The organism is Streptomyces sp. NBC_00354 (genome assembly GCF_036106915.1).
Lineage (GTDB): Bacteria > Actinomycetota > Actinomycetes > Streptomycetales > Streptomycetaceae > Streptomyces.
In genome coordinates, this window is sequence record NZ_CP107983.1 from 642,134 (window position 1) to 665,514 (window position 23,381).

Annotated in this window: 23 protein-coding genes; 17 read left to right on the top strand and 6 right to left on the bottom strand. The window is 72.7% G+C overall.

The window, feature by feature from the left end; genetic code table 11:
• Positions 1-10 precede the first annotated feature (10 nt).
• The 5 genes from OHT74_RS03180 (at position 11) to OHT74_RS03200 (ending at position 6,583) form a co-directional block, all read left to right on the top strand.
• On the top strand, positions 11-1,417 hold the full coding sequence (locus tag OHT74_RS03180) for an FAD-binding oxidoreductase (protein WP_266660406.1): 1,407 nt from the start codon (positions 11-13) through the stop codon (positions 1,415-1,417).
• Positions 1,414-2,853: a cytochrome P450 gene (locus tag OHT74_RS03185; protein WP_328619234.1), complete on the top strand. Its 1,440-nt coding sequence runs from the start codon at positions 1,414-1,416 to the stop codon at positions 2,851-2,853. The genes OHT74_RS03180 and OHT74_RS03185 overlap by 4 nt, the downstream gene beginning before the upstream one ends.
• A 132-nt stretch (positions 2,854-2,985) precedes the next feature.
• Positions 2,986-4,341, top strand: a complete 1,356-nt coding sequence (locus OHT74_RS03190) for a lipase family protein (RefSeq protein ID WP_328619235.1) — start codon at positions 2,986-2,988, stop codon at positions 4,339-4,341.
• 59 nt (positions 4,342-4,400) lie between these two features.
• Positions 4,401-6,335 (top strand): peroxidase family protein, encoded by a 1,935-nt coding sequence (locus OHT74_RS03195; protein WP_328619236.1) that lies wholly within the window; start codon positions 4,401-4,403, stop codon positions 6,333-6,335.
• The gene (locus OHT74_RS03200) at positions 6,332-6,583 is read left to right on the top strand and encodes a hypothetical protein (protein WP_266660414.1); all 252 of its coding nucleotides are present in this window, start codon (positions 6,332-6,334) and stop codon (positions 6,581-6,583) included. Before OHT74_RS03195 ends, OHT74_RS03200 begins: the two co-directional genes overlap by 4 nt.
• 44 nt (positions 6,584-6,627) lie before the next feature.
• On the opposite strand, the gene OHT74_RS03205 is transcribed toward OHT74_RS03200, so the two are convergent.
• Positions 6,628-7,587 (bottom strand): alpha/beta fold hydrolase, encoded by a 960-nt coding sequence (locus tag OHT74_RS03205; RefSeq protein WP_328619237.1) that lies wholly within the window; start codon positions 7,585-7,587, stop codon positions 6,628-6,630.
• A 10-nt stretch (positions 7,588-7,597) separates the two neighbouring features.
• Positions 7,598-7,954 carry an ArsR/SmtB family transcription factor gene (locus OHT74_RS03210; RefSeq protein ID WP_266660418.1) on the bottom strand — a complete coding sequence of 119 codons (357 nt, stop codon included), beginning with the start codon at positions 7,952-7,954 and terminating at the stop codon, positions 7,598-7,600.
• 70 nt (positions 7,955-8,024) lie between these two features.
• Here OHT74_RS03210 and OHT74_RS03215 point away from each other — a divergent pair, with 70 nt between their 5' ends.
• The 6 genes from OHT74_RS03215 (at position 8,025) to OHT74_RS03240 (ending at position 15,834) form a co-directional block, all read left to right on the top strand.
• Complete coding sequence (locus OHT74_RS03215) at positions 8,025-9,053, top strand: cation diffusion facilitator family transporter (protein ID WP_443047263.1); 1,029 nt, start codon at positions 8,025-8,027, stop codon at positions 9,051-9,053.
• A gap of 113 nt (positions 9,054-9,166) precedes the next feature.
• Entirely contained in the window at positions 9,167-9,523 is a 357-nt protein-coding gene (locus OHT74_RS03220; protein WP_328619238.1) for a VOC family protein, read from the top strand.
• Positions 9,524-9,697: 174 nt separating this feature from the next.
• The gene (locus tag OHT74_RS03225; protein WP_328619239.1) at positions 9,698-12,103 is read left to right on the top strand and encodes an excinuclease ABC subunit UvrA; all 2,406 of its coding nucleotides are present in this window, start codon (positions 9,698-9,700) and stop codon (positions 12,101-12,103) included.
• 208 nt (positions 12,104-12,311) lie between these two features.
• A complete protein-coding gene (locus OHT74_RS03230) occupies positions 12,312-12,674 on the top strand; it encodes an SAV_915 family protein (RefSeq protein ID WP_266999028.1) in 363 nt (120 codons plus the stop codon).
• A gap of 15 nt (positions 12,675-12,689) precedes the next feature.
• Positions 12,690-14,024, top strand: coding sequence for a diaminopimelate decarboxylase (gene lysA / locus OHT74_RS03235; protein WP_328619240.1), 1,335 nt, complete (start codon positions 12,690-12,692; stop codon positions 14,022-14,024).
• Positions 14,025-14,190: 166 nt separating this feature from the next.
• Entirely contained in the window at positions 14,191-15,834 is a 1,644-nt protein-coding gene (locus OHT74_RS03240; protein ID WP_328619241.1) for an FAD-dependent monooxygenase, read from the top strand.
• On the opposite strand, the gene OHT74_RS03245 is transcribed toward OHT74_RS03240, so the two are convergent.
• A complete protein-coding gene (locus OHT74_RS03245; RefSeq protein ID WP_328619242.1) occupies positions 15,759-16,505 on the bottom strand; it encodes a DUF4386 domain-containing protein in 747 nt (248 codons plus the stop codon). The genes OHT74_RS03240 and OHT74_RS03245 overlap by 76 nt on opposite strands.
• A 122-nt stretch (positions 16,506-16,627) precedes the next feature.
• On the opposite strand from OHT74_RS03245, the gene OHT74_RS03250 reads away from it, so the two are divergent.
• Together OHT74_RS03250 and OHT74_RS03255 are read left to right on the top strand one after the other, a co-directional pair.
• Positions 16,628-17,350, top strand: a complete 723-nt coding sequence (locus OHT74_RS03250; RefSeq protein WP_328619243.1) for a TetR/AcrR family transcriptional regulator C-terminal domain-containing protein — start codon at positions 16,628-16,630, stop codon at positions 17,348-17,350.
• A gap of 9 nt (positions 17,351-17,359) precedes the next feature.
• The gene (locus OHT74_RS03255; protein WP_328619244.1) at positions 17,360-17,980 is read left to right on the top strand and encodes an L-threonylcarbamoyladenylate synthase; all 621 of its coding nucleotides are present in this window, start codon (positions 17,360-17,362) and stop codon (positions 17,978-17,980) included.
• A 30-nt stretch (positions 17,981-18,010) separates the two neighbouring features.
• Here OHT74_RS03255 and OHT74_RS03260 read toward each other — a convergent pair whose 3' ends face one another.
• Entirely contained in the window at positions 18,011-18,436 is a 426-nt protein-coding gene (locus OHT74_RS03260) for a ribonuclease domain-containing protein (RefSeq protein ID WP_266660443.1), read from the bottom strand.
• A gap of 187 nt (positions 18,437-18,623) precedes the next feature.
• Between OHT74_RS03260 and OHT74_RS03265 the strand changes: the two genes are divergently transcribed.
• The 3 genes from OHT74_RS03265 (at position 18,624) to OHT74_RS03275 (ending at position 21,269) form a co-directional block, all read left to right on the top strand.
• Entirely contained in the window at positions 18,624-19,289 is a 666-nt protein-coding gene (locus OHT74_RS03265) for a maltokinase N-terminal cap-like domain-containing protein (protein ID WP_328619245.1), read from the top strand.
• 72 nt (positions 19,290-19,361) lie between these two features.
• Positions 19,362-19,589, top strand: a complete 228-nt coding sequence (locus tag OHT74_RS03270) for a DUF6296 family protein (protein WP_266660447.1) — start codon at positions 19,362-19,364, stop codon at positions 19,587-19,589.
• Between the two features lie 510 nt (positions 19,590-20,099).
• On the top strand, positions 20,100-21,269 hold the full coding sequence (locus OHT74_RS03275) for an Ig-like domain-containing protein (RefSeq protein WP_443047684.1): 1,170 nt from the start codon (positions 20,100-20,102) through the stop codon (positions 21,267-21,269).
• A 60-nt stretch (positions 21,270-21,329) separates the two neighbouring features.
• Here the strand turns inward: OHT74_RS03275 and OHT74_RS03280 are convergent, their stop codons facing one another.
• Positions 21,330-21,998 (bottom strand): DUF4360 domain-containing protein, encoded by a 669-nt coding sequence (locus OHT74_RS03280; RefSeq protein WP_266672447.1) that lies wholly within the window; start codon positions 21,996-21,998, stop codon positions 21,330-21,332.
• Between the two features lie 64 nt (positions 21,999-22,062).
• On the bottom strand, positions 22,063-22,707 hold the full coding sequence (locus tag OHT74_RS03285; RefSeq protein WP_328619247.1) for a DUF4360 domain-containing protein: 645 nt from the start codon (positions 22,705-22,707) through the stop codon (positions 22,063-22,065).
• Positions 22,708-22,992: 285 nt separating this feature from the next.
• Between OHT74_RS03285 and OHT74_RS03290 the strand changes: the two genes are divergently transcribed.
• Entirely contained in the window at positions 22,993-23,370 is a 378-nt protein-coding gene (locus OHT74_RS03290; protein WP_328619248.1) for a low affinity iron permease family protein, read from the top strand.
• Positions 23,371-23,381: the final 11 nt, after the last annotated feature.

Below are 23,381 nucleotides of genomic sequence, written 5' to 3' on the forward strand. Positions count from 1 at the left end.
AAGGCCCCACATGTCCCCCGACACCCCCCTCCTGTCCCGCCTGCGCACCCTCCTCACCGACCACGCCGACGTCCTGCACACCGACCCCGAGACCCTCGCCGCGCATGCCCGCGACGCGGCGCCGTTCTCCGAGGCCGGTACCCCCGCCGTCGTCGCCTTCCCGCGCACCGCCGAGCAGGTCCGGCACATCATGCGCACCGCGTACGAGCTCGGCGTCCCCGTTGTCCCGCAGGGCGCCCGCACCGGTCTCGCGGGCGCCGCGAACGCGATCGACGGCTGCGTCGTCCTGAGCACCGCCCGGATGGACCGCATCCTCGAGATCGACCCCGCCAACCGGCTCGTGCGCTGCGAGCCCGGCGTGGTCACCAAGCGCCTGAACGACGCCGCCGCCGAGTACGGGCTCTCGTACCCGCCCGACCCGGCCTCCTGGGAGCACTGCACCATCGGCGGGAACATCGCCACCGGCGCCGGCGGCATCTGCTGCGTCAAGTACGGGGTCACCGCCGACTACGTCCGCGGCCTGGACCTCGTCCTCGCCGACGGCCGCCGGATGCGGACCGGGCGGGACACCGCCAAGGGGGTCGCCGGTTACGACCTGACCCGGCTGCTCGTCGGCTCCGAGGGCACCCTGGCCGTCATCGTCGGCGCCACCCTCGCGCTGCGTCCCGTCCGGCCGCCGGCCCTGGCCCTGCTCGCCCAGTTCCCGACCCTCACGTCGGCGGGGGACGCCGTCGCCGCGATCACCAGGGCCGGCCACGTCCCGTCCGCCCTCGAACTCCTCGACCGGGCCACCTCCCAGGCGGTCGCCGACCACGGACACCCGATGCTGGCCCCGGGCGCCGCCGCCACGCTGATCATCGAGAGCGACACCGCCGATCCCGGACGCGACCTCGCGGCGATGGCCCTCCTGTGCAAGGAGGCCGGGTCCCAGAACGTGGTCACCGCCTCCAGCGCCGAGGAGTCCCGGCACGTCATCGAGGCCCGGCGGCTGGTCACCCCGGCCCTGGGGGCGTTCGCCGCGACCCTGGGCGGGAGGCCGACCGCCTTCATCGAGGACGTGGCCGTGCCCCGCTCCGAACTGGCCAAGTTCATGGGCACGATCGAGGAGATCGCCGTACGGAACCGGCTGCGGATCTTCACCCTCGGCCACGCGGGGGACGGCAACCTGCACCCGACCGTCGTCTTCGACGAATCGGACGCGGACGAGTTCCGCCGCGCGCAGACCGCGTACGACGACATCATGGCCGCGGGCCTCGCCCTCGGCGGCACCAGCACCGGCGAGCACGGCATCGGCACCCTCAAGCGCGAGTGGCTGACCCGCGAACTCGACCCGGTCAGCCTGGAACTGCAGCGCGGGCTCAAGCGCCTCTTCGACCCGAAGAACCTGCTCAACCCCGGCAAGGTCGTGGAGGCATGACCGAGGCCGCAGCCCGCACCCCCGCCGGAACCGACGCCGGAACCGAGACCGGGACCACTGCCGGGGCCCCGGCCGAGACCGCGGGTACGGCCCCCGCCCCGGCCCTCGCCGTACCGCGGCCCGCCCGGGCCGGGCGCGCCGAGACCGTCCGGTTCGCCGCCACCCACACGCTGCCCGCCTTCGTTCGCGGTGCCTTCCACGTGCGGCCCCGGGTCGTGGCGGCGTACGCGGCCCTCGGCCAGCAGGGCTGGTCGGCCGCGACCCTGCGGGCCATGCGCGCCCGGCACGGCGGGGCGCCCGTGGAGGTACGCGGCCTGTCGGGGACGCTGCTGGTCCTGCTGGACCACGCCGACGTGCAGCGGTTCTACGAACTGCCGGTGCGCACCCTCGCCATGGACGCGCCCGACAAGTACAAGGGCCTGTCGCTGCTGGAGCCCACCGGCGTCATCTGCTCCCACGGCGACACCCGCGAGGAGCGCCGGCGCGTCAACGACGACGTGCTCGCGGCCGACCGGCCCGTGCACCCCTCGTGCACGGAGTTCCAGGCCCTGATCGCCGAGGAGGCGCCCGCCCTGATCCAGGGCTCCGAGCTGGACTTCCCGCTGCTGCGCCGTACGGTCGCCCGGATCGGGCGCCGGATGGTCCTGGGCGACGCGGCCGCGGGAGACGAGGAGCTCGCCCGGTGGCTGCTCGCGATCCGCACGGAGGCCAACTGGATGCGGATGCGCAAGGTCCGGACGGCGACCGCCGAGGCGCTGTACCGCAAGGCCGCCGCCCGCGTCGAGGAGTACGCGGCCCGTGCGGAGCCGCACACCCTGGCCGCGCTCGCCCGCAGCCACCCGGCCGCCGCGGGGCCGGACGCCGCCGCGCTGGACGCGGTGGGCCAGGCCCACCACTGGCTGCTCGCCCTCGAGGCGGTCGACCAGACCGTGGCCCGCATGCTGCTGCTGCTCGCCGCCCATCCGGCCGAGCAGGAGGCCCTGCGGGCGGAGGTGGACGGCGGGGGCGCGGAACTGCCCCGGCTGCGGGCATGCGTGGAGGAGACCCTGCGGCTGTTCCCGCTCGTGCCCGACCTCCTACGGGTCACCCGCGCCGAGACCGAGTGGGGCGGGGTCCACTACCCCGCCGGGACGGCGGTGCTCGTGCCCGCCCTGTTCCACCAACGGGATCCCGAACACGTCCCGGCCGCCCACCAGTTCGTGCCTGCCCGGTGGCTGCGGCCCGGGGCGGCGCAGGACCTTCGGATGGCGCCGTTCAGCCACGGCGGCGGACGCTGCCCGGGCGAGCACCTGGGCGTGCTGACGGCGGCCGTGCTGACCGCGGCGGTGCTGCGGGGCCACCGGGTCACCGGCGGCAGGCCCGCGGTGGACCCCTGTCGCCCACTGCCCGGCATCCTCGCCTCGGCCGGCATCCGGCTCACCCTCGCCCGGCGCTGAGCAGCCGGAGCCGAGCCCGTTGCGGCGGCGCGGGGCCGGGCGGCCGCCGGGCCCCGCGCCGCACGTCCCACGCACCCCACCCGCACCTCTCCCAGGCCGCACCTCACCCACCATGCCCCGGAGGGCACCTGCATGACCGATGCCATGACCGCCGTCACCGGGCAAGAACCGGACATCGACTCCCTGCACCACGTGTGCCGCCTGCTCGCGGAGGCCGCCGAAGGAGTGGGGGACGCCTCCCGGTACGCGTCCGAACTCGCCCTCGGCACGCGGCTGCCGCGAACCGCCCGCGGCGGCGCCGCCTGGCGCACCCTGCTGCGGACGATCACCGACCCCAAGGGACTGGGCTGGGCCCCGCGCGGCCGCGGGCTCGCCGGGATCGGCTGGCTCGCCGGGGTGTTCACCAGCCGCGAGAGCCTCGCGGTGAGCCTGGCCGTGACAGGTCTCAAGGCCCGGATCCGGGCCGCCGCCGTGACCCATCCCGAGCTGCTCGGCGACCCCGACACCGTGCGCGTACTGCGAGCCGTCGAGGGGGACCGCCAGCGGGAGGCGATCCGCGTCTTCCGCTCCATCCTCGGGAACAAGGGCGCCGAGCGCACCTTCGCCCTGCTGGCCCCCTCGTTCGCCGACATCCTCGCGTGGAACGCCCTCACCGACGAGAACCCCCTCAACGACTCGGCGGGCTGGGAGGTCGCCACCGGCCGCACCCTGACCGGCTCGGAGCCGATCGCCGGCGTCAGCGCCCGGGTCTGGGCCTTCCTCGACCGCGGCCCCGGCCGGGCCGAACCGTTCGTCCCCTCACCGGCGCTCGCCGGGAGCCTGGACACCACCGGCACCATCGCCGGATACGTCCGCAACATCGACGCGGTGGGCACGGACGGAACGCTGCTGGTCCAGCAGGTCGTGGGACCGGACGGCGTCCAGCGGTACGTCGTCCAGCTCGCCGGCATGTCCGGCGTCAGCGACGAGAGCCCCCAGGACCTGCTGGGCGCCGTGCACGCGGTCGCGAGGCCCGCCACCCCGTACTCCAGGGCCGTCTCCAAGGCGCTGCGCCAGCTGATCCCCTCGGGCTGCGAACTGGCCCTGGTGGGCCACAGCCTGGGCGGGATCACCGCCATGAACCTGGCCGCCGACCGGGACTTCTGCGGCATCCACCAGGTCACGCACGTCGTCGCGGTCGGCTCCCCCATCGACGGCAAGCGCCCGGCGGATCCGCGGACCCGGGTGTACTCGCTGGTCAACGAGCACGACGTGGTGCCCAGCCTGGAGGGACGCTCCTCGGTCTCCCCGTACGCACTTCCGGCGCAGTTCACCGAGTTCACCTGGACCGACGACACGCACGCCTTCCCGCTGTGCCATGCCGCCGAGCGGTACGCGCACAACCTCGAGCACGAGGTTCCCGAGGCGAGCGCGCTCGTGGACGCGGACCTCACGCCGTTCCGGGGCCGGGTGACCGCCACCCGATTCTTCCGGCTCTACGACCGCTGACCGCGGCACCGCTGATCTCCCGCCCGTTGCCCCTGTTGCGCCGACCGCTGAGGAACACCATGACCGACTCCACCTCCACCGAGCAGACCGCGGCCCCGCGCGAGGGGACCCCGGCGGCCGCCGACGCGGCCCTTCCCGCCCAGGCTGCCGGTCCCGCGCAGGCCGCCCGCCCCGGCCAGGCCCCCGAGTACGGCCCGCCCGGGCTCCTCGAACGCCTCGGCTCGGCCGCCTTCGCCCGTGTCAACCGCACCCGCGAGTGGCACGAACTGCCGCTCCCCCTCGGGCTGCTGAACCTCCGGGTGCTCCGCGACGACCTGCGCCGCAAGAACCTGTACGACACGTACGACGCGGGCGGGGAGCGCCGGCGGCGTCCGACCCCGGCGCTCGCGCCCTACCGCTCGTACGACGGCTCGGGCTACGACCCGTACGACGAGGACATGGGCCGGGTCGGCACCCGCCTCGACCGCAACGCCCCGCTGCACCTGGTCTTCCCGGACTCGGACGAGGAGCTGATGTCGCCGAGCCCGCGCGAGATCAGCAGGCAGCTGCTGGCCCGCAAGGGGTTCGTGCCCGCGCCCACCCTCAACCTCCTGGCCGCCGCCTGGATCCAGTTCGAGAACCACGGCTGGGCCAACCACGGGGACAACGAGGAAGCCGAGCCGTTCACCGTCCCGCTCGCCGAGGGCGACGACTGGGCCGAGCACGGCGGCACCTGCCCGATGCGCGTGAACCGCACCCGCCCCGACCCGGTCGCCCAGACCGCGGCCGACGCGCCGCCCACGTACGAGAACACCGTCACGCACTGGTGGGACGGCTCGCAGGTCTACGGCTCCGACGAGGCCCGCTGCCGGGCGCTGCGCACGGGCGAGCACGGGCGGCTCATCGTCGAGGACGGCCGGCTGCCCGCCGATCCGCGGCCCGGGAAGTCCTGCCTGGACTGGACCGGCATGAACAGCGACTACTGGACGGGCCTGTCGCTGCTGCACACGCTGTTCGCCAAGGAGCACAACGCGATCTGCGACTACCTGCGCGCCCACTACCCGACCTGGGACGACGAGCGGCTCTTCCACACCGCCCGGCTGGTCAACACCGCGCTCATGGCGAAGATCCACACGGTGGAGTGGACGCCGGGCATCCTCGACACCCCGGTGCTGCGCCGCGCGATGGACGCCAACTGGTACGGGGTGCTGCCGCGCTGGGTGAGCCGGACGTACGGGCGGCTCGGCAAGGGCGAGATGCTCAGCGGAATCCTGGGCTCCCCGACCGACCACCACGCGGCGCCGTTCTCGATGACGGAGGAGTTCGTCTCCGCGTACCGGCTGCACCCGCTGATCCCCGACGAGCTCGCCGTCCGCGACCACCGTGCGGGCGCCGTCCGCGCGACCATCGGCTTCGACGACATGCAGGGTGCGACCACCCGTACGGCGGTCGACGCGTACGGCATGAGCGACCTCTTCTACAGCTTCGGCACCGCCCACCCCGGCGCCCTCGTCCTGCACAACCACCCCGACGCGCTGCGCAATCTGGCCCGGCTCACCGGCGAGCACATCGACCTGGGCACCGTCGACATCCTGCGCGACCGCGAGCGCGGGATCCCCCGCTACAACGCGTACCGGCAGATGCTGCGCAAGCGGCCGGTCACCTCCTTCGAGGAGCTGACGGGCGGGCACCCGGGCGACACGCCGCTGCTGAAGGAGCTGTACGAGGGGCGCCTGGACCGGGTGGACACGCTGGTCGGCAATCTCGCGGAGCCGCGGCCGGCCGGCTTCGGCTTCAGCGACTCCCTGTTCCGGATCTTCATCCTGATGGCGAGCAGGCGGCTCAAGAGCGACCGCTTCTTCACCACCGACTACCGGCCGGAGGTCTACACGGCGGAGGGCCTGGAGTGGGTCGATCGCAACGGCATGGTGTCCGTCCTCCTGCGCCACCACCCCGAACTGGCCCCGGCCCTCGACGGCGTGACCAACGCCTTCGCTCCCTGGAGGGCCCTGTGACCGCCATTCCCGCGCCGCGCACGGAGCAGCAGCGGTACGAGCCCGCCGAGGGGCTGCGGGCCCACTCCGCGGCGCTGCTGCGGCACGCGGAACGGCTGCGGGCTGGGGCGGTCGCGCTGGACTGGAAGGGTCCGCAGGCCGAGGCCTTCCGGTGGCGGATCGAGGCCCTGGCCGACCGCTGCGCGACAGCGGCGGCCGGCCTGGAGCGCTCCGCGGAGCAACTGGACGCGGCCACCCGCACCCGCTGACGGCCGGGGCCCGGCTCGGCCCGCGAACCGGGCCCACGGGCTCCTCACTGCTTCCGCGCCTCGTCCACCACCTCGTGCACGGCGTCCGCGACCAGCCGGGGCTGCTCGACTGCGATGCCGTGTCCGCTGTCGGTGTCGGTGATGTGCCGGGCGTGGAGTTCGCGGGCGAGGTCGTCCTGGGCGGCAAGCCAGGCCGGCCAGGTCGATCCGCTGTCGCCGACCTCGAGGTCCCACGGCTTGTCGGAGGTCAGCACGGCGGCGGGCAGGCGGTGCGGCAGCGGGGGCGCGCTGCGGATCTGCGCCACGGAGGCCTCGTAGTCGGGCACTTCGAGGGCCTTCCCCGGGTCCATCGCCTCGATCTTGTGCATCCAGTCCGACCACTGGGCCGGTGTCAGGGTGTCGCGCAGGTACGGCGACGCGCCGTCGACGGTGACGAGGCCGGACACCCGGGGGAAGTCGGTGCGTGCGAAGAGCTCGGCGATCATCGCCCCCCAGGAGGCGCCGACCAGCACGTACGGCCCGTGCTCGCCGGCGGCGGACAGCACCGCCCGTAGGTCCTGCACCCCCGCTCGCGCCGTGGTGGGCTGGGGCACCGGGGTCGAGGAGGTCGGCTTTCCGTCGGTCCGCGTGGTCCCGGGGCGGTCGTAGGCGCACACCCGCGTGAACGAGGCGACTCTCGGAAGCACCGCCGACGCACTGGGTTTCAGCCCGGCCGCGGGGGCGGAACGGTCCACGACGTGGGTCCACTCGTCCGCGGCACCGCCCGTCCCGGAGACGAGCACGACGGTCGGGGACCCTGTTCCTCGGCACTCCAGCCGGATGCTGCGGCCGCCGCCGATGGGCACCGGGCGGGAGAGATCCCCGGAGGTGCCGCCCGGGGTCACGGTCGCCGTGGCCGTGGCCGTACCGGTGGCCGTTGCCGCGGCCGGGCCGCCGCCTGCGGCGAGCGCGAGAGTTGCCACGACGGTGACCGCACCAGCCAGGACCTGGCGTCCTCCGGACACCCACCCAGTCTCACACCGTGCGGTGACCGGGGCGATCGGGCCCGGCTGCGGCGAGCGCCTCGGCGACGAGGCGCCGCAGGTGGTCGCCGGTCAGGGCGTAGACCACGCGGCGGCCCTCCTTGCGGGTGGTCACCAGCCCCGACATCCGCAGCCGGGCCAGGTGCTGGCTGACGGCCGGCCGGGCCGCTCCCACCGCTGCAGCCAGGGTGCCGACATCGGCTTCGTCGGAGGCCAGGGCGTGCAGGAGGGCGAGGCGGGTGCGGTCGGCCAGCAGGCCCAGGATCTCGGCCGCGGCCTCGAAGGCCTGCGGGCCCGGTTCTTGCGGGTGCGAACCCTGCGCAGGTGATAGGTGCATGCGTGCGCTCATACGCACACAATAGGCGGGTGGGTGCTTTCATCCACCCTTCCCCGTCGTCCTCGTCGAAAGCGAGCGCGCTGTGAGCCACCACCACGAGCACCACCACGGGTCGTTCCGGGCGCGGCTGCGGCGCCGGCTCTCCCCTCTCGCGCACGCGTTCACCCCGCACGGCCACGCGGCGTCCGACAAGGTCGACCCGGCGATGGAGACCTCCCGCCAGGGCATGCGCACGCTGTGGCTGTCCCTGGGCGTCCTCGGCCTGACCACGGCCGTCCAGGCCGCCGTCGTCGCCGTGTCCGGGTCGGTGGCCCTGCTCGGCGACACCGTCCACAACGCCGCCGACGCGCTGACCGCCGTACCCCTCGGCATCGCGTTCGTCCTCGGCCGGCGCGCGGCGAACCGCCGCTACACCTACGGCTACGGGCGCGCCGAGGACCTGGCCGGCATCGTCGTCGTCCTCACCATCGCCGCCTCCTGCGCCCTGGCCGCCTACCAGTCCGTGGACCGGCTCCTGCACCCCCGCGAGATCACCGGGCTGTGGGCCGTCGCGGGCGCCGCGGTGGCCGGTTTCCTCGGCAACGAGTGGGTGGCCCGGCTGCGGATTCGCACCGGCCGCCGGATCGGTTCCGCAGCGCTCGTCGCCGACGGGCTGCACGCCCGTACCGACGGGTTCACCTCCCTCGCCGTCCTGCTCGGCGCGGGAGGCGCGGCGATCGGCTGGCAGCGCGCCGACCCGATCGTCGGCCTGCTCATCACCGCGGCCATCCTCGTGGTGGTGCGGGATGCCGCGCGCGAGGTGTGCCGGCGCCTGATGGACTCGGTCGATCCGGCCCTGGTCGACACCGCGCACGACGCGCTGCTCGGCGTGACCGGCGTACGGGGCACCGGGCAGGTCCGCATGCGGTGGATCGGGCACGCGCTGCGCGCCGAGGCCGACATCGTCGTCGACCCGCACCTCACGGTGGTGCAGGCACACGCCCTGGCCGTCGATGCCGAGCACGCCCTCATCCACGCCGTCCCCCGGCTGACCGCCGCCACCGTGCACATCGACCACACCGCCGACCACGGCGACCCGCACGCAGCCCTCGCCCACCACGGCGGCCGGTGAGGAACGGGCCACCGGACCGGTCAGGATTCGAGAAGCGCGGGCCCGGCGGCCGAGGCTAGCGTGGCCGTCATGGACCTCACCGTCCCCCGACCCCCGCTACTTCAGGAGCGACCATGACCAGCTCTCCCACCCAGGGAATCAAGACCGTGCTGCATCCCGTCTCCGACCTCGCGAAGGCCAAGGCGGTCTACGCCGCGCTGCTCGGCGTGCCGCCGCAGACCGACGAGTCGTACTACGTGGGCTTCGAGGCCGCGGGCCAGCACATCGGACTGGTGCCGGGCGGCGGGCCGCAGGGCATGGCCTCGCCGGTGGCCTACTGGCACGTGCCGGACATCGAGGCGAAGCTCGCCGAGGTGACCACCGCGGGCGCCACCGTGAAGGAGCCCGCGCACGACGTCGGCGGCGGCCGCCTGGTGGCCACCTTCACCGACCCCGACGGCAACGTGCTCGGGCTGCTCCAGGACCGCTGAGGACCGGATGTCCTGCGACGCCCCGGCCGGGCGCACCACGTGGCCGGGGCGTCGGCGGCGGTACGGACCGAAGCGCACAAGGACCGGACGTACGGGCCGGAAGCTGGTTGGATCGAGCCGGGCGACTACGACGGGGACCGCGAAAGCGGCCTCCGCTGAACAGATGGAGACACGATGAGCAAGGCCACGGGGACGGACACGCGGTCGCCTGCGCTGCACGGTGCGGACAGCCACGACCTGATCCGCGTGCACGGTGCGCGTGAGAACAACCTCAAGGACGTCAGCATCGAGATCCCGAAGCGCCGCCTCACGGTGTTCACCGGTGTCTCCGGCTCGGGCAAGAGCTCCCTGGTGTTCGACACGATCGCCGCGGAGTCGCAGCGGCTGATCAACGAGACCTACAGCGCCTTCGTACAGGGGTTCATGCCGACGCTGGCGCGGCCCGAGGTCGACGTCCTCGAAGGACTGACGACCGCGATCATCGTCGACCAGCAGCGGATGGGCGCCGACCCGCGCTCCACCGTCGGCACCGCCACGGACGCCAACGCGATGCTGCGCATCCTCTTCAGCCGGCTCGGCACCCCGCACATCGGCCCGCCCAGCGCGTACGCCTTCAACGTCCCCTCGGTCCGGGCGAGCGGTGCGATCACCGTCGAGCGCGGCGCCAAGCAGACGGTGAAGGCCACCTTCAACCGCACCGGTGGCATGTGCACCCGCTGCGAGGGCCGCGGTTCGGTCTCGGACATCGACCTCACCCAGCTGTACGACGACTCCAAGTCGCTCTCCGAAGGCGCGTTCACGATCCCCGGCTGGAAGTCGGACAGCCAGTGGACCGTGCAGGTCTACGCGCAGTCCGGTTTCGTCGACCCGGACAAGCCGATCCGCAAGTACACCAAGAAGGAGATGCAGGCCTTCCTGTACGGCGCGCCGGTCAAGGTGAAGGTCAACGGTGTCAACCTCACCTACGAGGGGCTGATCCCCAAGCTGCAGAAGTCGTTCCTGTCCAAGGACAAGGAGGCGATGCAGCCGCACATCCGCGCGTTCGTGGAGCGCGCGGTCACCTTCACCACCTGTCCCGAGTGCGAAGGCACCCGGCTCAGCGAGGGAGCCAGGTCGTCGAAGATCAAGCGGATCAGCATCGCCGACGCGTGTGCGATGCAGATCAGCGATCTGGCCGAATGGGTCCGCGGCCTCGACGAGCCGTCGGTGGCGCCGCTGCTCGAGGCGCTCCGGCAGACCCTCGATTCGTTCGTGGAGATCGGGCTCGGCTACCTGGCACTCGACCGGTCGGCGGGCACGCTGTCCGGCGGCGAGGCCCAGCGCGTCAAGATGATCCGCCACCTCGGGTCCTCGCTCACCGACGTCACCTACGTCTTCGACGAGCCCACGGCGGGCCTGCACCCGCACGACATCCAGCGGATGAACGACCTGCTGCTGCGGCTGCGGGACAAGGGCAACACGGTGCTCGTCGTGGAGCACAAGCCGGAGATGATCGCGATTGCCGACCACGTCGTCGACCTCGGCCCCGGTGCGGGTCAGGCGGGCGGCGCCGTCTGCTTCGAGGGCACCGTCGAGGGGCTGCGGGCCGGCGGGACCCTCACCGGCCGCCATCTCGACGACCGGGCGGCCGTCAAGGAGAAGGTGCGTACGGCGACCGGCACGCTGGAGATCCGCGGTGCGACGGCGAACAACCTGCAGGACGTCGACGTCGACATCCCGCTCGGGGTGCTGGCCGTCGTGACCGGTGTCGCCGGCTCGGGCAAGAGCTCGCTCGTTCACGGGTCACTGCCCGGAAAATCGGGGCCTGCGGGCGAGGAGGTGGTCTCGATCGACCAGACCGCGATCCGCGGCTCGCGGCGGAGCAACCCGGCGACGTACACGGGGCTGCTCGAGCCGATCCGCAAGGCCTTCGCGAAGGTCAACGGCGTGAAGCCGGCGCTGTTCAGCGCCAATTCCGAGGGCGCCTGCCCCACGTGCAACGGCGCAGGTGTCATCTACACCGACCTGGCGATGATGGCCGGGGTCGCCACCCCGTGCGAGGAATGCGAAGGCAAGCGCTACCAGGCATCGGTGCTGGAGTACCACCTCGGCGGCCGCGACATCAGCGAGGTGCTGGCGATGTCGGTGACCGAGGCCGAGGAGTTCTTCGGCGCCGGCGAGGCCCACACCCCGGCCGCGCACCGCATCCTGGGCAGGCTCGCCGACGTCGGGCTCGGCTACCTCAGCCTCGGCCAGCCCCTCACCACGCTGTCCGGCGGCGAGCGGCAGCGGCTCAAGCTGGCCACCCACATGTCCGACAAGGGCGGCGTCTACGTCCTCGACGAGCCGACCAACGGCCTGCACCTCGCCGACGTCGAGCAGCTGCTCGCCCTGCTCGACCGGCTGGTCGACTCCGGCAAGTCGGTCATCGTCGTCGAGCACCACCAGGCGGTCATGGCGCACGCCGACTGGATCATCGACCTCGGCCCCGGCGCCGGCCACGACGGCGGCAAGGTCGTCTTCGAGGGCACACCGGCCGACCTCGTCGCCGCCCGCTCCACCCTCACGGGCGAGCACCTCGCGGCCTACGTCGGCGCCTGACCGGGGCATGCACCGCCCGCCCGGCCCTCCGAGCCGGGCGGGTGCGCGTCAGCGGCGTGTATGGACTCGGCCGTTTCCCGTCAAGGTGGCGTCAGGGAGGGGCGCGAAGGGTGGGCGGGCGGGGATAGCTTCGGTGTCGCGCCCCGGACTGCCTCCCCGCACTCGGGGCGTCACCCGTCGCTGCTTGCGGTTCCTCAGGGAGGGCCCCATGTGTCTGTTCCGGTACGAAGACGATCCCGAGCCCGAGGAACGGGTCCCGGCCGGTCTTCTGTACGTGCCCGTCCGGCCGGGAAGGGGAGCGGAGGCGGTGATCCGGCTGTTCCGTACTCCGCTGGGCGCCCGTACGGCCGTCGGATTCACCAGTACGGGCCGGCTGGCCGCCACGCTCGGCGAGGGCCAGCGCTACATCCGGCTGTCGGAGGCGGTGCTGCGCGAGCTGTGCGAACCGCTCGGCGCGGGTCTGATCACCGTCGACCCGACGCTGTCGGCTGCGTCGGCCACTCCGGCGCCCGCTCCGGCGGCTCCGGCCGCGCCGCTCCGGCCGGGCCGGCTCCCGGTCCAGGCCGTCTGAAGGGGGGAGAGTTCCATGACCACTGCCACACTGTCCGAGATCGCCTCGGGCGCCGACGAGTTGTCCGTCTGGCCGGCGTCGACGACCCGGCTCCCGCACGGCGGTATCGCCGTCGGCGGGGTCTCGCTGGCCGAGATCGCCGACCGCTTCGACACCCCGGCCTACGTACTGGACGAGGGCGAGGTACGGGCCCGCTGCCGCACCTACCGCGACGCCTTCCCCGACGCCGAAGTCCTCTACGCCGCCAAGGCCTTCCTCTCCCGCGCCATGGCCCACCGCATCGCCGAGGAAGGCCTCGGACTCGACGTCTGCTCCGCCGGCGAGCTCGAACTGGCCGTCACCGCCGGCTTCCCGCCGGAGCGCATCCTCCTGCACGGCAACGCCAAATCACCCCACGACATCGACACCGCACTACGTCTCGGCGTCGGCCGGATCGTCATCGACAGCCCCTCCGAGATCGCCCGCCTCGCCGCCGCCATCGGCCCGACAGGACACCAGAAGGTACTGGTCCGCGTCGTCCCCGGCATCTCGGCCGGCGGCCACGAGAAGATCCGCACCGGCACCGACGGCCAGAAGTTCGGCCTGTCCCTCACCGACGGCTCGGCCCAGCACGCCATCACCCGCATCCTGGGCCAGCCACCACTCGAACTCGTCGGCCTGCACTGCCACATCGGCTCCCAGATCACCGACGTCAAACCGTACGTCTGCGCCCTGCGCCGCATGGTGGGCCTCATGGCCCGCGTCCGCGACACCCACGGCATCACGCTCCCCGAGCTGGACATGGGCGGCGGCCACGGCATCGCCTACCGACCCGGAGAACCCGCACTCGACCTCACCACCCTCGCCCGCCGACTGCGCGCCGAGCTCGCGGCGAGCTGCGCAGCAGCCGGACTGGCCGTGCCCCGCCTCGCCGTCGAACCCGGCCGCGCCATCGTCGGCCCCGCCGGAGTGGCGCTCTACCGGGTCCTCGCCGTCAAACGCACCGGAGAGCAGACGTTCGTCGCCGTCGACGGCGGCATGAGCGACAACCCCCGCCCGGCCCTCTACGGGGCCCGCTACGCACCCCGCCTGATCGGCCGCCGCTCCACCGCCGAACCCCGCACCGCCACCGTCGTCGGCCGCCACTGCGAGGCCGGCGACATCCTCGCCGCCGACGTCGAACTCCCCGGCGACATCCACCCCGGGGACCTCCTCGCCGTCCCCGCGGCCGGCGCCTACCAGCAGTCCATGGCCTCCGGCTACAACATGGTCGGCCGCCCCCCGGTCGTCGCGGTCGACGACGGCGCCGCCCGGCTCCTCGTACGACGCGAGACCCTCGACGACTTCCGCCGCCGCGACATCGGCGACTAGGGAGTGTCGCCGACGCGCCGCGGTCGGCGACCGGCCACCGGCGGAAGTGATCGGCGCCCCGCCTCCCGGGCGGCGGGGCGTCGGCCTTCGCACCGATCGCCGGGAGCGGGCCCTCCGGGCCACCATGGAGGGAGATCCGTACGGGGACCCCGACCGGGAGGCGCCGATGGTGCACACCGATGGAGCAGCTGCGGACGTCCTGGTGGCAGGCGCCGGCCCGGTCGGGCTGACGGCGGCCGCCGAACTGCGGCGGCGCGGGATCGCCTGCCGTATCGTCGACCGGCTCCCGGCGAGGCTGCCGTACGCGAAGGCGGTGGGGATCCAGCCGCGGACCCTGGAGATCTGGGACCGTATGGGCTTCGTCCAGGCCGCCCTGGAGGCGGCCGTCCCGATGCGCGGGCAGCTGACGTACGTGAACGGCGTGGAGCAGCCGCGGCTGGACATGGTGCTGCCGCCCGAGGTCCCGTACCGCTTCGCCGCGCTGCCGCAGTACGAGACCGAGCGGATCATCGAGGAGTTCCTGGAGCGCTTCGGTACGCGCATCGAGCGGGGCACCGAGCTCGTGTCGTTCGTCCAGGACGCGGACGGGGTGACCAGCCGGCTCACGACTCCCAACGGGGAGGAGGAGGTCCGGACCCGGTTCCTGGTGGGCTGCGACGGCGCGCACAGCATCGTCCGCAAGGGGCTCGGGCTGAGCTTCGAGGGAGGCACCTTCCCCGAGGAGTACATGCTCGCCGACGTGGAGGTCGACTGGGACCTGCCGTACGCGTACGGGGTGCGGGCCATGCACCACGATGCCGCGGGCGCCGTGGACGACGCGCTGGTGTGCATCCCGCTGCCGGGCGACCGCCGCTACCGGGTGTCGATGATGGTGCCGCCCGAGCTCTCCGCCGCTCCGCCCGAGGGCGGAGACGGGGTGGTGCACGGCCTGGAGGGCAGCCGGGCTCCCGGACTCGGCCATATCCAGGCCGTCCTGGACCGGCTGTCTCCGCAGCCGACCACCGCGTCGGCCATGCGCTGGTCGTCCGTGTTCCGGATCAGCCACCGGCTGGTGGACCGGTACGGGGCCGGGCGGGTCTTCGTGGCCGGGGACGCGGCGCACATCCATCCGCCGACCGGCGCGCAGGGCATGAACACCGGGATCCAGGACGCCTGGAACCTGGCCTGGAAGCTGGCGCTTGCCGTGGACGGTGCCGCAGCTCCGGGGCTGGTCGCGAGTTACGACGCCGAGCGCCGGCCGGTGGGCGAGGAGGTCGTCGGCCGTACCGTCCGGCACGCCGCCGAGGGCGTCCAGGCCGATCCGGAGGACGCGGAGACGCTGATGATGCGCCAGGCCCAGCTGCTCGTCGGCTACCGGGGCAGCCCCGTGGTGCAGCGGGCGGAGCCGGACGCGGGCGCAGCTCCCGGGCCGCAGCCCGGCGACCGGGCACCGGACTGCGGCGGGCTCGCCGGGGAGCTCGCCGGCTATCCGCTGCGGCTGTACGACCTGTTGCGCGGCCGCGATCACGTGCTGCTGCTGTACGGGCCCGGACCGGCGCTGGACGGCCTCGGCGAACTGACTTCCGCGGTACGGGGTTTCGCCACTGGCCGGGTCGGGGTGTGCGCGATCCTCGCGGAGACCGAGCCCGACCGGCCGGCGCCGGCCCTGGTGCCCGTGTACCGGGACGGCCGGGGCGAGTTCGCCCGGATGTACGGTGCGCGGGAGCCGGCGGCGTTCGTGGTCCGGCCGGACGGCTACCTCGGCGCCAGACTGTGCCCGCCGACCGCTGTGGGGCTGCTCGCCCACTTCTCGGCGGTGTTCGCGGGCTGAGCGGGCCCGGTGAACCCCTTGGCGAGGAGCCGGACGGCCAAGGTCACTTCCCAGGCGAACACCGGGAGGGCAGCGAGGGATCCGGCGGCCGAGACCTGCTCGTAGAGGCCGAACAGCACGGCGGTCGCCGAGCCGCAGATCATGGCGCCGCCGAACAGTCCCAGTACGGCGACGGGCCGCGGGACGAGCCGTGAGCGGTACACCAGGGAGGCCAGGACGAGGGTGTTGGCGCCCAGGACGAAGTTGGGGCCGAAGAGGAACGTCCAGTCGTGGATCGCCACGAGGGTGTCGGCGGCCGTGACGAGGGACGGGGCATCGGCGCCCGCCACTCCCGCGGAGTCCCGGCGCAGCGTCACCACCGACAGGACGCTGATGATGCCGACGACGATGACGGCGGCCTCCAGGAGGCGCCCGCAGACGTAGCCGAGTGCGGCGCCTTCGTTCTGTCTCCTGAGGACCGGGTACAGGGCGACCCCGGTGCCGACGACCGCCAGCGCGAGGACGAACTCGAACAGCGCCCCGAGGAACACCCGGGTGTCGGCGCCGGCGCCGAGGACGTAGTCGGCGTCGTGCAGCACGGGGCCGTAGAGCGCGAGCCCGCCGATCGCGGCGAACTCGGTGACGAGGAACAGCACACCCGTCACGACGGCGATTTTCCTGGTTGAGCTCATGCGGAACCGACCCCTCTCCTCAGGTGTACGGCGTACACCTTGAGCCGTACGTTAGGTGTACGCCGTACACTCGTCAAGCCGGGGGTTCAGCCCGCGCACGGACCACGAAGGAGCTGATCGAGATGATCCGGCAGACGGAGGCAGCGCCCCGGACGCCCCTGAGCAGGGACCGGGTGCTGCGCGCCGCCGTCACGCTGGCCGACGGCATCGGGATCGAGGCGCTGAGCATGCGCAGGCTCGCCCAGGAGCTGGGCGTGGTGCCGATGGCGCTCTACAAGCACGTCGCCAACAAGGAACAGCTCCTGGACGGCATGGTGGAGGCCGTCGTGGGCGAGATCGACCCCCCGGCCCCCGGATCCGACTGGCAGGGCGCGGTCCGGCAGCGGATCCTCTCGGCGCGGGCGGCCCTGCTGGGGCATCCGTGGGCGGCTCAGGTGATCCGGTCGCGCACCGGCCCGACGCCGGCGGTGCTCGCGTACATGGACTCGGTGATCGGGATGTTCCGCGCCGGAGGCTTCTCGGTCGATCTCACCCACCACGTGATGCACGCACTGGGCAGCCGCATGCTGGGATTCACCCAGGAGCTGTTCGACGCCGCCCCGGGGCCCGATCCGGAGGGGCAGCCGGCCGTCCCCCCGGAGGCCGCGGCGGCCTACCCCCACGTCACGGAGCTGGCCATGGCCGCCGCCCACGACGGGGACTCCGTCGTGGGCGGCGGCTGTGACGACCAGTTCGAGTTCGAGTTCGCGCTGGACCTGCTCCTGGACGGCTTCGAACGCCTCCGGCAGCAGGGCTGGACGTCGAGCGCCCGCCGCTCGCGCGCCGGGGGTGGCCTGATCACGTAGGCTCGGCCAATGGCCAAGTACTTCGACGTGCACCCCGAGAACCCCCAGCAGCGCACCATCGGCAGTGTCGCTGACAGCATCCGCTCCGGCGCGCTCGTCGCGTACCCCACGGACTCCTGCTACGCGCTGGGCTGCCAGCTCGGCAACCGTGACGGCCTCGCCCGGATCCGGTCCATCCGCAATCTCGACGACCGCCACCACTTCACGCTGGTGTGCCAGGACTTCGCCCAGCTGGGCCAGTTCGTACAGATCGACAACGACGTGTTCCGCGCGATCAAGGCGTCCACGCCGGGCAGTTACACCTTCATCCTCCCCGCGACGAAGGAAGTGCCGCGCCAGCTGCTGCACCCCAAGAAGAAGACGGTCGGCGTACGCATCCCCGACCACGCGGTGACCCAGGCCCTGCTCGCCGAGCTCGGCGAGCCGCTGCTGTCCAGCACCCTGCTCCTGCCCGACGAGCCGGAGCCGCTGACGCAGGGCTGGGAGATCAAGGAGCGGCTCGACTACCTGGTGGACATCGTGGTCGACTCGGGCGACTGCGGGACCGAGCCGACGACGGTCATCGACTTCTCCGGCGGCGGCGCCGAGATCGTACGCCGGGGAGCGGGCGACACCACGCGCTTCGAGTGATGCCGCCCGCAGGTCGTACGGACGGGCCGGTCAGCAGCCGAAGTTGATGCGCCGGAACGTCGCGTAGTGGTCGGAGGTGTAGTAGTCCTCCTCCCACTGCTGTCCGGTGATGATCCGGCGCGCCCCGCGGGTCGGCGAGCCCGGAGTGACGACGGTGTACTCGTGGTAGTAGCCGCTGCCGTGGATCGGCAGCAGCCGCTCACGGTTCTGGAAGACGACGCCGTCCTGGGAGTAGGGGAACGGACCGCCCTCGTCGATGAGGTCGAGGGTGTGGTGTGCCTGGGACGGCAGCGCCGAGTAGCAGATGCTGCCGACCGAGGCCGCGGAGGCGGCCGCGGCGACGGAGACGGGCGCGGAGGCGGGAGCGGGGGCCGCCGAGGCGGCCGGTCCGGTGAGGAGCGCGGCGGCGACTGCCGCGGCGCCGGCGAGGGCCACGAAGCGTGGGGGGATTCTCATGCGGCCCATGATGACGCGCGTAGAGCAGCGGTCGTCAACGCCAACTCCGTTGAGTTTCCTACCTGTTCACCGGGTGTGCGCAGCCCTTGGCGCGGATGCCGCCGTCGCTTAAGGCGGACGCAACCTGAGGCGCCGCGCGACGCCGATGGCAGGATGATCACCAGTCGACCGAGAGAGGTGCCGCACCATGGCCGTCGTCCACCGGACCACGATGACCCCCGGCAAGCTGGAGCTGCTCGCTTCCTGGCTTCCCGCTCAGCCCTGGTACCAGAGCCCGGAAGCGGCGAGTGCGCCGCAGCCGGCCAAGGCCGGGGGCTTCCGGCTCGACGACCCGCAGGGTGAGGTCGGGATCGAGTTCATGGCGGTCACCGACGGTGCGGGAGACCGGCCGGTCACGTACCTCGTGCCGCTCACCTACCGCGGAGCCCCGCTCGACGGGGCGGAAGACGCCCTCATCGGCACCTCCGAGCACGGGGTGCTGGGGCGCCGGTGGATCTACGACGGGACCCACGACCCGGTGCTCGTCGACCGGTTGTACGCGCTCGTGCTCGGCGAGGCCGAGGCGCAGGCCCAGAGCGAGAGCGACGCGCCCGACCCGTCCGTCACGGGCTGGTCCGCGGGGGCCGGCCACCCGGGGCCGCTCGCCGTCCTGGCGGTCTCCGCCGGGCCGGACACCTCCGATGTGCTCGTGCAGACCTCCACCGGGAAGCTGACCATCAGCGTGCAGCACGTCCTGCGGCCCGCACCGGCGGAGGCCGATCCCGCCGGGCAGCTGCTGGGGCACGTCACCGCGGACTGGACGCTGCCGGACGGCGCGAAGGCACGCGGCCGGTACGCCGTCGTCCGCGCGTAGGCGGCGCGCACCGGGCGCTGCGCGCATGATGGAGGTGGGGGACGCTCTTTCGCCCGGCAGAGGAGGGCGCGGATGAGTTCCGAGCGCTACGAGCTGGTGTTTTCCGAGGGACCGGACACGAGCGAGGACGTCGTCGTGGTGACGGCCACCGGCCAGGCCGGTCCGGGTGGCCACCCGGTCTACACAGACGCGACCGGCATCGTCCGGGCGGAGATCAGCGACCAGGACGAGGTACGCGTCCTGGCCTCCGGCGGCGGCCAGAACCCGGCCCGCGTGGTCCGGGTCCGGCCGCTGCCCTGAACGCGCGCTCGCGGCCGCACCGGCAAGTGGCGGCCGGGCCGCCGAGGTTGCTCCGCTGCCCTTCTCCGTTGCTCCGTACGAGTTCTCTTGCGTGCCCGTTCGGTCGCACCCTCCGAGCGCATGATCATCATTTAGCCGCGCAATCGTTTTGATACTCCCATCGGGCCGTGGGCGAGCTGGGAGGGCTGCGTGGCGAAGTCATCGACGCACCGTGCACAACAGGAGCGAAAGGCGAGACGGGCACGAACGATCCGGGCGTGGAGTGTGGTGGCCGCCGCGACCGGCGCCGTCCTCGTCGTCGCCGCGACGCCGGACCGGGCGCCGGAGCAAGATGCCAAAGGGTCGGCGGGCGGCGGCCCCCACGCCTCCGTGACCCTGCTGGTCGGCCGGGCCCTGGACGAGGGGGACGGCGGCATCGCCGCGCGGTGCGCGGTGGAGGGCTTCCGGGACGGCCTGTGCACCGGCTGGCGGCAGCAGCGCGTACGGGCCACCGCCCGGGGCGCCGGGTCGGTGCTGCGGGGGCCCGCCTCCCGCGAGGCCGACGGGCCGGCGCGTACGGTCGTCCTCCCCACGAACGCCGGCGGTCCCCTCGAGATCGCGCTCGCCCAGGCGGGAGCGCTCACCGATGTCACCGTCCGCGACGGGCACGGGCGCTACGTGGGCGGCACGCTCGCCCCGAAGAGCCGCCGCTGGACCAACACCGAGCCGCTGCGGGCCGGCGAGCTCTACACCGTACGGGTCGGTGCACAGGACGCGGCCGGGACACCGGTCGGCGTCACCATGGCCTTCCGGACCACGCCGCCCCCGGACGAGGGCAGGCTCACGGTGGAGTTCGGGCCGAGGCCCGGGACGTACGGCGCGGGGCAGATCGTGACGGCCGCCCTGAGCCGGCCGGTTCCGGCCACCGACCGGACCGCCCGGGCACGGGTGGAGCGGGCGCTCCAGGTGACCTCGGAGCCGGCGGTCGAGGGCGGCTGGCACTGGGTGGACGACTCGACGCTGCACTACCGGCCGCGTACGTACTGGCCGGCGCACGCCGAGGTGCACGTGACGAGCGGTCTCGACGGGGTCGAGGTCGGCGACCACGGCTACGGCGGCCCGTCCGACTCCACGGAGTTCACCATCGGGGACCGGATCGAGGCGGTCACCGACTCCGCCGCCCACGAGATGACCGTACGCCGCAACGGCCGGGTCATCCGGACGATCCCGGTCACCACCGGCAAGGCGGGATTCCGGACCCGCAGCGGCGTCAAGGTCGTGCTGGGCAAGGAGTACCAGGTCCGGATGCGCGGGGACACGGTCGGCATCAAGCGCGGCACGAGCGAGTTCTACGACCTGCCGGTGTTCTACGCGACGCGGGTGACGTGGAGCGGCGAGTACGTGCACGCCGCGCCCTGGTCGGTCGCCTCTCAGGGCGAGGAGAACGTGAGCCACGGCTGCACGGGCATGAGCACGACGGACGCCGCCTGGTTCTTCCAGACGGTACGGGAAGGGGACATCGTGCAGGTGGTGAACAGCGGCGGCAAGCCGATGGCGCCCTTCGACAACGGCTTCGGCGACTGGAATCTGGACTGGCGGGCCTGGCAGGCGGGCAGCGCCCTCACGTCCGCCCCTGTCCCGGCCGCCGCCCACCCGGCGGTGTCCCGCCACGCCCCGTCCCGGCTGCGCCCCCTGACGTGATGGCGCGATGAGGCCGTGCTGTACCCGGCGGATCCGCCGGGTACAGCGCATGCCGGGCCGTCAGGGGTGCCTGGGAGTGGGGCAGACCTGCCAGGCGAGGTGGTAGAGGGTGCTCACGCTCGCGTCCGTGGAGTCCATGGCCATGAAGCTGGTGGAGGTCTGCGGGTTGGACGTGCCCGCATTCACGCGCAGTTCCGTATTGATGTTGAAGTTTCGTTTCTCTCCGCACGGCGCCCAGACCAGATCCGCGTACTCGGTCTTGTCGCTCGCCTGCCAGTTGTCGTTGTGCGGCCCGTTGAACTGGTGGGTGCGCTGAGTCGTCTGGGGCATTCCCTGGAAGTAGTAGTTCGCCCGCTCCTGCCCCCATGCACCGGGCTGGAGAAATGCGAATCCGCGGTAGTCCGCCTGGACAATCGCGTAGGTGAATCCCGAAGGAACGTGGACGCGGAGATTGAGCTGGCAGTTCTTGCGGAATGCCGTCGGCGGCGCACCGGGGCCCACCTGGGCGAGGTACTCACTGTAGGTGACCGTGAAGGCGGTGTTGTCCGGCGCGACGGCCACCTCGGCGGTGCCTTCGCGACAGCCGGACCCGTTGACCGTGGCGAGTTCGATCACGATCTTGTCGGGGGGTGCGGTGATCTGCGGGGTGTGGCCTGCGGCTCCGGCGGACGTCGTCGCCGTGGCGATCAGTACGGCCGCCGCGCTGCCGGTGAGCAGGGTACGAGACAGGGAATGAGACATCGTTGTCACTCCTGACCATCGATCGGTGTTTCCTGCGCTCACTCACGCCGCGTCAGGCCGCGGGGCATTCCTTCCACGCGAAGTGGTAGATCGTGCTGACGCTGCCGTCCGTCGAGTCCATGCTCATGAAGCTCAGGGCCTGCGGGTTCGACGACCCCGAGTAGACGCGCAGTTCGCTGTTGACGTTGAGGTTGCGCTCCTCGCCGCAGGGTGCATAGACGAGGTCCTGGTACTCGGTCTGGTCGCTCGCCTGCCAGTTGTCGGAGTACGGGCCGTTGAACTGGTGGGTCGTGCGGGCCGTCTGCGCCATGCCCTGGAAGTAGTAGTTGGCGCGCTCCTGGCCGTAGGCCCCGCGCTGGAGGTGGGCGAAGCCGCGGTAGTCGGCGCGGGCGATGGCGTACGTGAACCCCTGCGGGACGTGGATCTGCAGGGCGAGCTGACAGTTCTTGCGGAACTCGGTACCGCCGGAGCCGGCGCCGGCCTGGGCCAGGTAGTTGCTGTACGTGACGGTGAACGACGTGTTGTCGGAGGCCGCGGCGACGCTCGCGGTCCCCTGAGGGCATCCCGATCCGTTGACGCCGACCACGTCGACGGTGATTCTTCCGGGCGGTGTGGACACGGTATGTGCCTGCGCGGGCAGGGCCAGGGCGGATAACGCCGCGACCGCCGCGCCGACAGTGAGCCTGCGGAGCAACATCTTCGTTTCTCCATTCATTCGTCCCGCGGAGAAATTCGTCCTGCGGAACCGGGAATTTCGGCATGCACATGCCACCACAGCGGGTGCCTGCTGGGAAGGACGCGATATGGACAACGCCCCCGGCCCGCACGCCCTGGCCGAATTCCGCAATCCCCCGCGGCCCTCCGCCGCGCCCGCCCATCAGGCCCGCTCCCCCACCCCGCCCGGGAAACCCGGCACACGGCCGTGGCACGACAATGACCAGAAGGAGTGTGTGCGGTGGTCCGGGATGGGCAGGCGCAGGGCATGGCCTTGCAGCACCCTGCGGAACGCACGAGCGAGGGGCGTTCCGCCCGCTTCGAGAAGCTGGCCGAGCTCGCCTCCAACTTCACGAGCTCCGCCGTCTTCTCCCTGCTCTGCGTGCTCCTGGTCGCCTGGTACGTGGCCACCCATGCGGCAGGGCTGTCCACGGAGTGGCAGCACCTCGCGGGCGACGCCATGGGCGCCGTGTCCCTGCTGCTGCTGGCCCTGCTGAAGAACTCCGAGCGCCGCGCCGAGCACGCCATCCAGCGCAAGCTCGACGCGATCGCCGCGGCCCTGCTGGAGCAGCAGGAGGGCAAGGAGGGCCGGAGCAGGGCCCGCGAGGACCTGGAATCCGCCATCGGGATGGAAGAGCGGCTGTAGAACCGGGACGG

Excerpts from the sequence above, each read along its gene's own strand:
- OHT74_RS03185 (WP_328619234.1), top strand. The coding sequence starts at position 1,414 with ATGACCGAGGCCGCAGCCCGCACCCCCGCCGGAACCGACGCCGGAACC.
- OHT74_RS03225 (WP_328619239.1), top strand. The coding sequence starts at position 9,698 with ATGAGCAAGGCCACGGGGACGGACACGCGGTCGCCTGCGCTGCACGGT.
- OHT74_RS03240 (WP_328619241.1), top strand. The coding sequence starts at position 14,191 with ATGGTGCACACCGATGGAGCAGCTGCGGACGTCCTGGTGGCAGGCGCC.
- OHT74_RS03180 (WP_266660406.1), top strand. The coding sequence starts at position 11 with ATGTCCCCCGACACCCCCCTCCTGTCCCGCCTGCGCACCCTCCTCACC.
- OHT74_RS03210 (WP_266660418.1), bottom strand. The coding sequence starts at position 7,954 with ATGAGCGCACGCATGCACCTATCACCTGCGCAGGGTTCGCACCCGCAA.
- OHT74_RS03220 (WP_328619238.1), top strand. The coding sequence starts at position 9,167 with ATGACCAGCTCTCCCACCCAGGGAATCAAGACCGTGCTGCATCCCGTC.
- lysA (WP_328619240.1), top strand. The coding sequence starts at position 12,690 with ATGACCACTGCCACACTGTCCGAGATCGCCTCGGGCGCCGACGAGTTG.
- OHT74_RS03265 (WP_328619245.1), top strand. The coding sequence starts at position 18,624 with ATGGCCGTCGTCCACCGGACCACGATGACCCCCGGCAAGCTGGAGCTG.
- OHT74_RS03290 (WP_328619248.1), top strand. The coding sequence starts at position 22,993 with ATGGCCTTGCAGCACCCTGCGGAACGCACGAGCGAGGGGCGTTCCGCC.
- OHT74_RS03270 (WP_266660447.1), top strand. The coding sequence starts at position 19,362 with ATGAGTTCCGAGCGCTACGAGCTGGTGTTTTCCGAGGGACCGGACACG.
- OHT74_RS03230 (WP_266999028.1), top strand. The coding sequence starts at position 12,312 with ATGTGTCTGTTCCGGTACGAAGACGATCCCGAGCCCGAGGAACGGGTC.
- OHT74_RS03245 (WP_328619242.1), bottom strand. The coding sequence starts at position 16,505 with ATGAGCTCAACCAGGAAAATCGCCGTCGTGACGGGTGTGCTGTTCCTC.
- OHT74_RS03260 (WP_266660443.1), bottom strand. The coding sequence starts at position 18,436 with ATGAGAATCCCCCCACGCTTCGTGGCCCTCGCCGGCGCCGCGGCAGTC.
- OHT74_RS03250 (WP_328619243.1), top strand. The coding sequence starts at position 16,628 with ATGATCCGGCAGACGGAGGCAGCGCCCCGGACGCCCCTGAGCAGGGAC.
- OHT74_RS03255 (WP_328619244.1), top strand. The coding sequence starts at position 17,360 with ATGGCCAAGTACTTCGACGTGCACCCCGAGAACCCCCAGCAGCGCACC.
- OHT74_RS03190 (WP_328619235.1), top strand. The coding sequence starts at position 2,986 with ATGACCGATGCCATGACCGCCGTCACCGGGCAAGAACCGGACATCGAC.
- OHT74_RS03285 (WP_328619247.1), bottom strand. The coding sequence starts at position 22,707 with ATGTTGCTCCGCAGGCTCACTGTCGGCGCGGCGGTCGCGGCGTTATCC.
- OHT74_RS03195 (WP_328619236.1), top strand. The coding sequence starts at position 4,401 with ATGACCGACTCCACCTCCACCGAGCAGACCGCGGCCCCGCGCGAGGGG.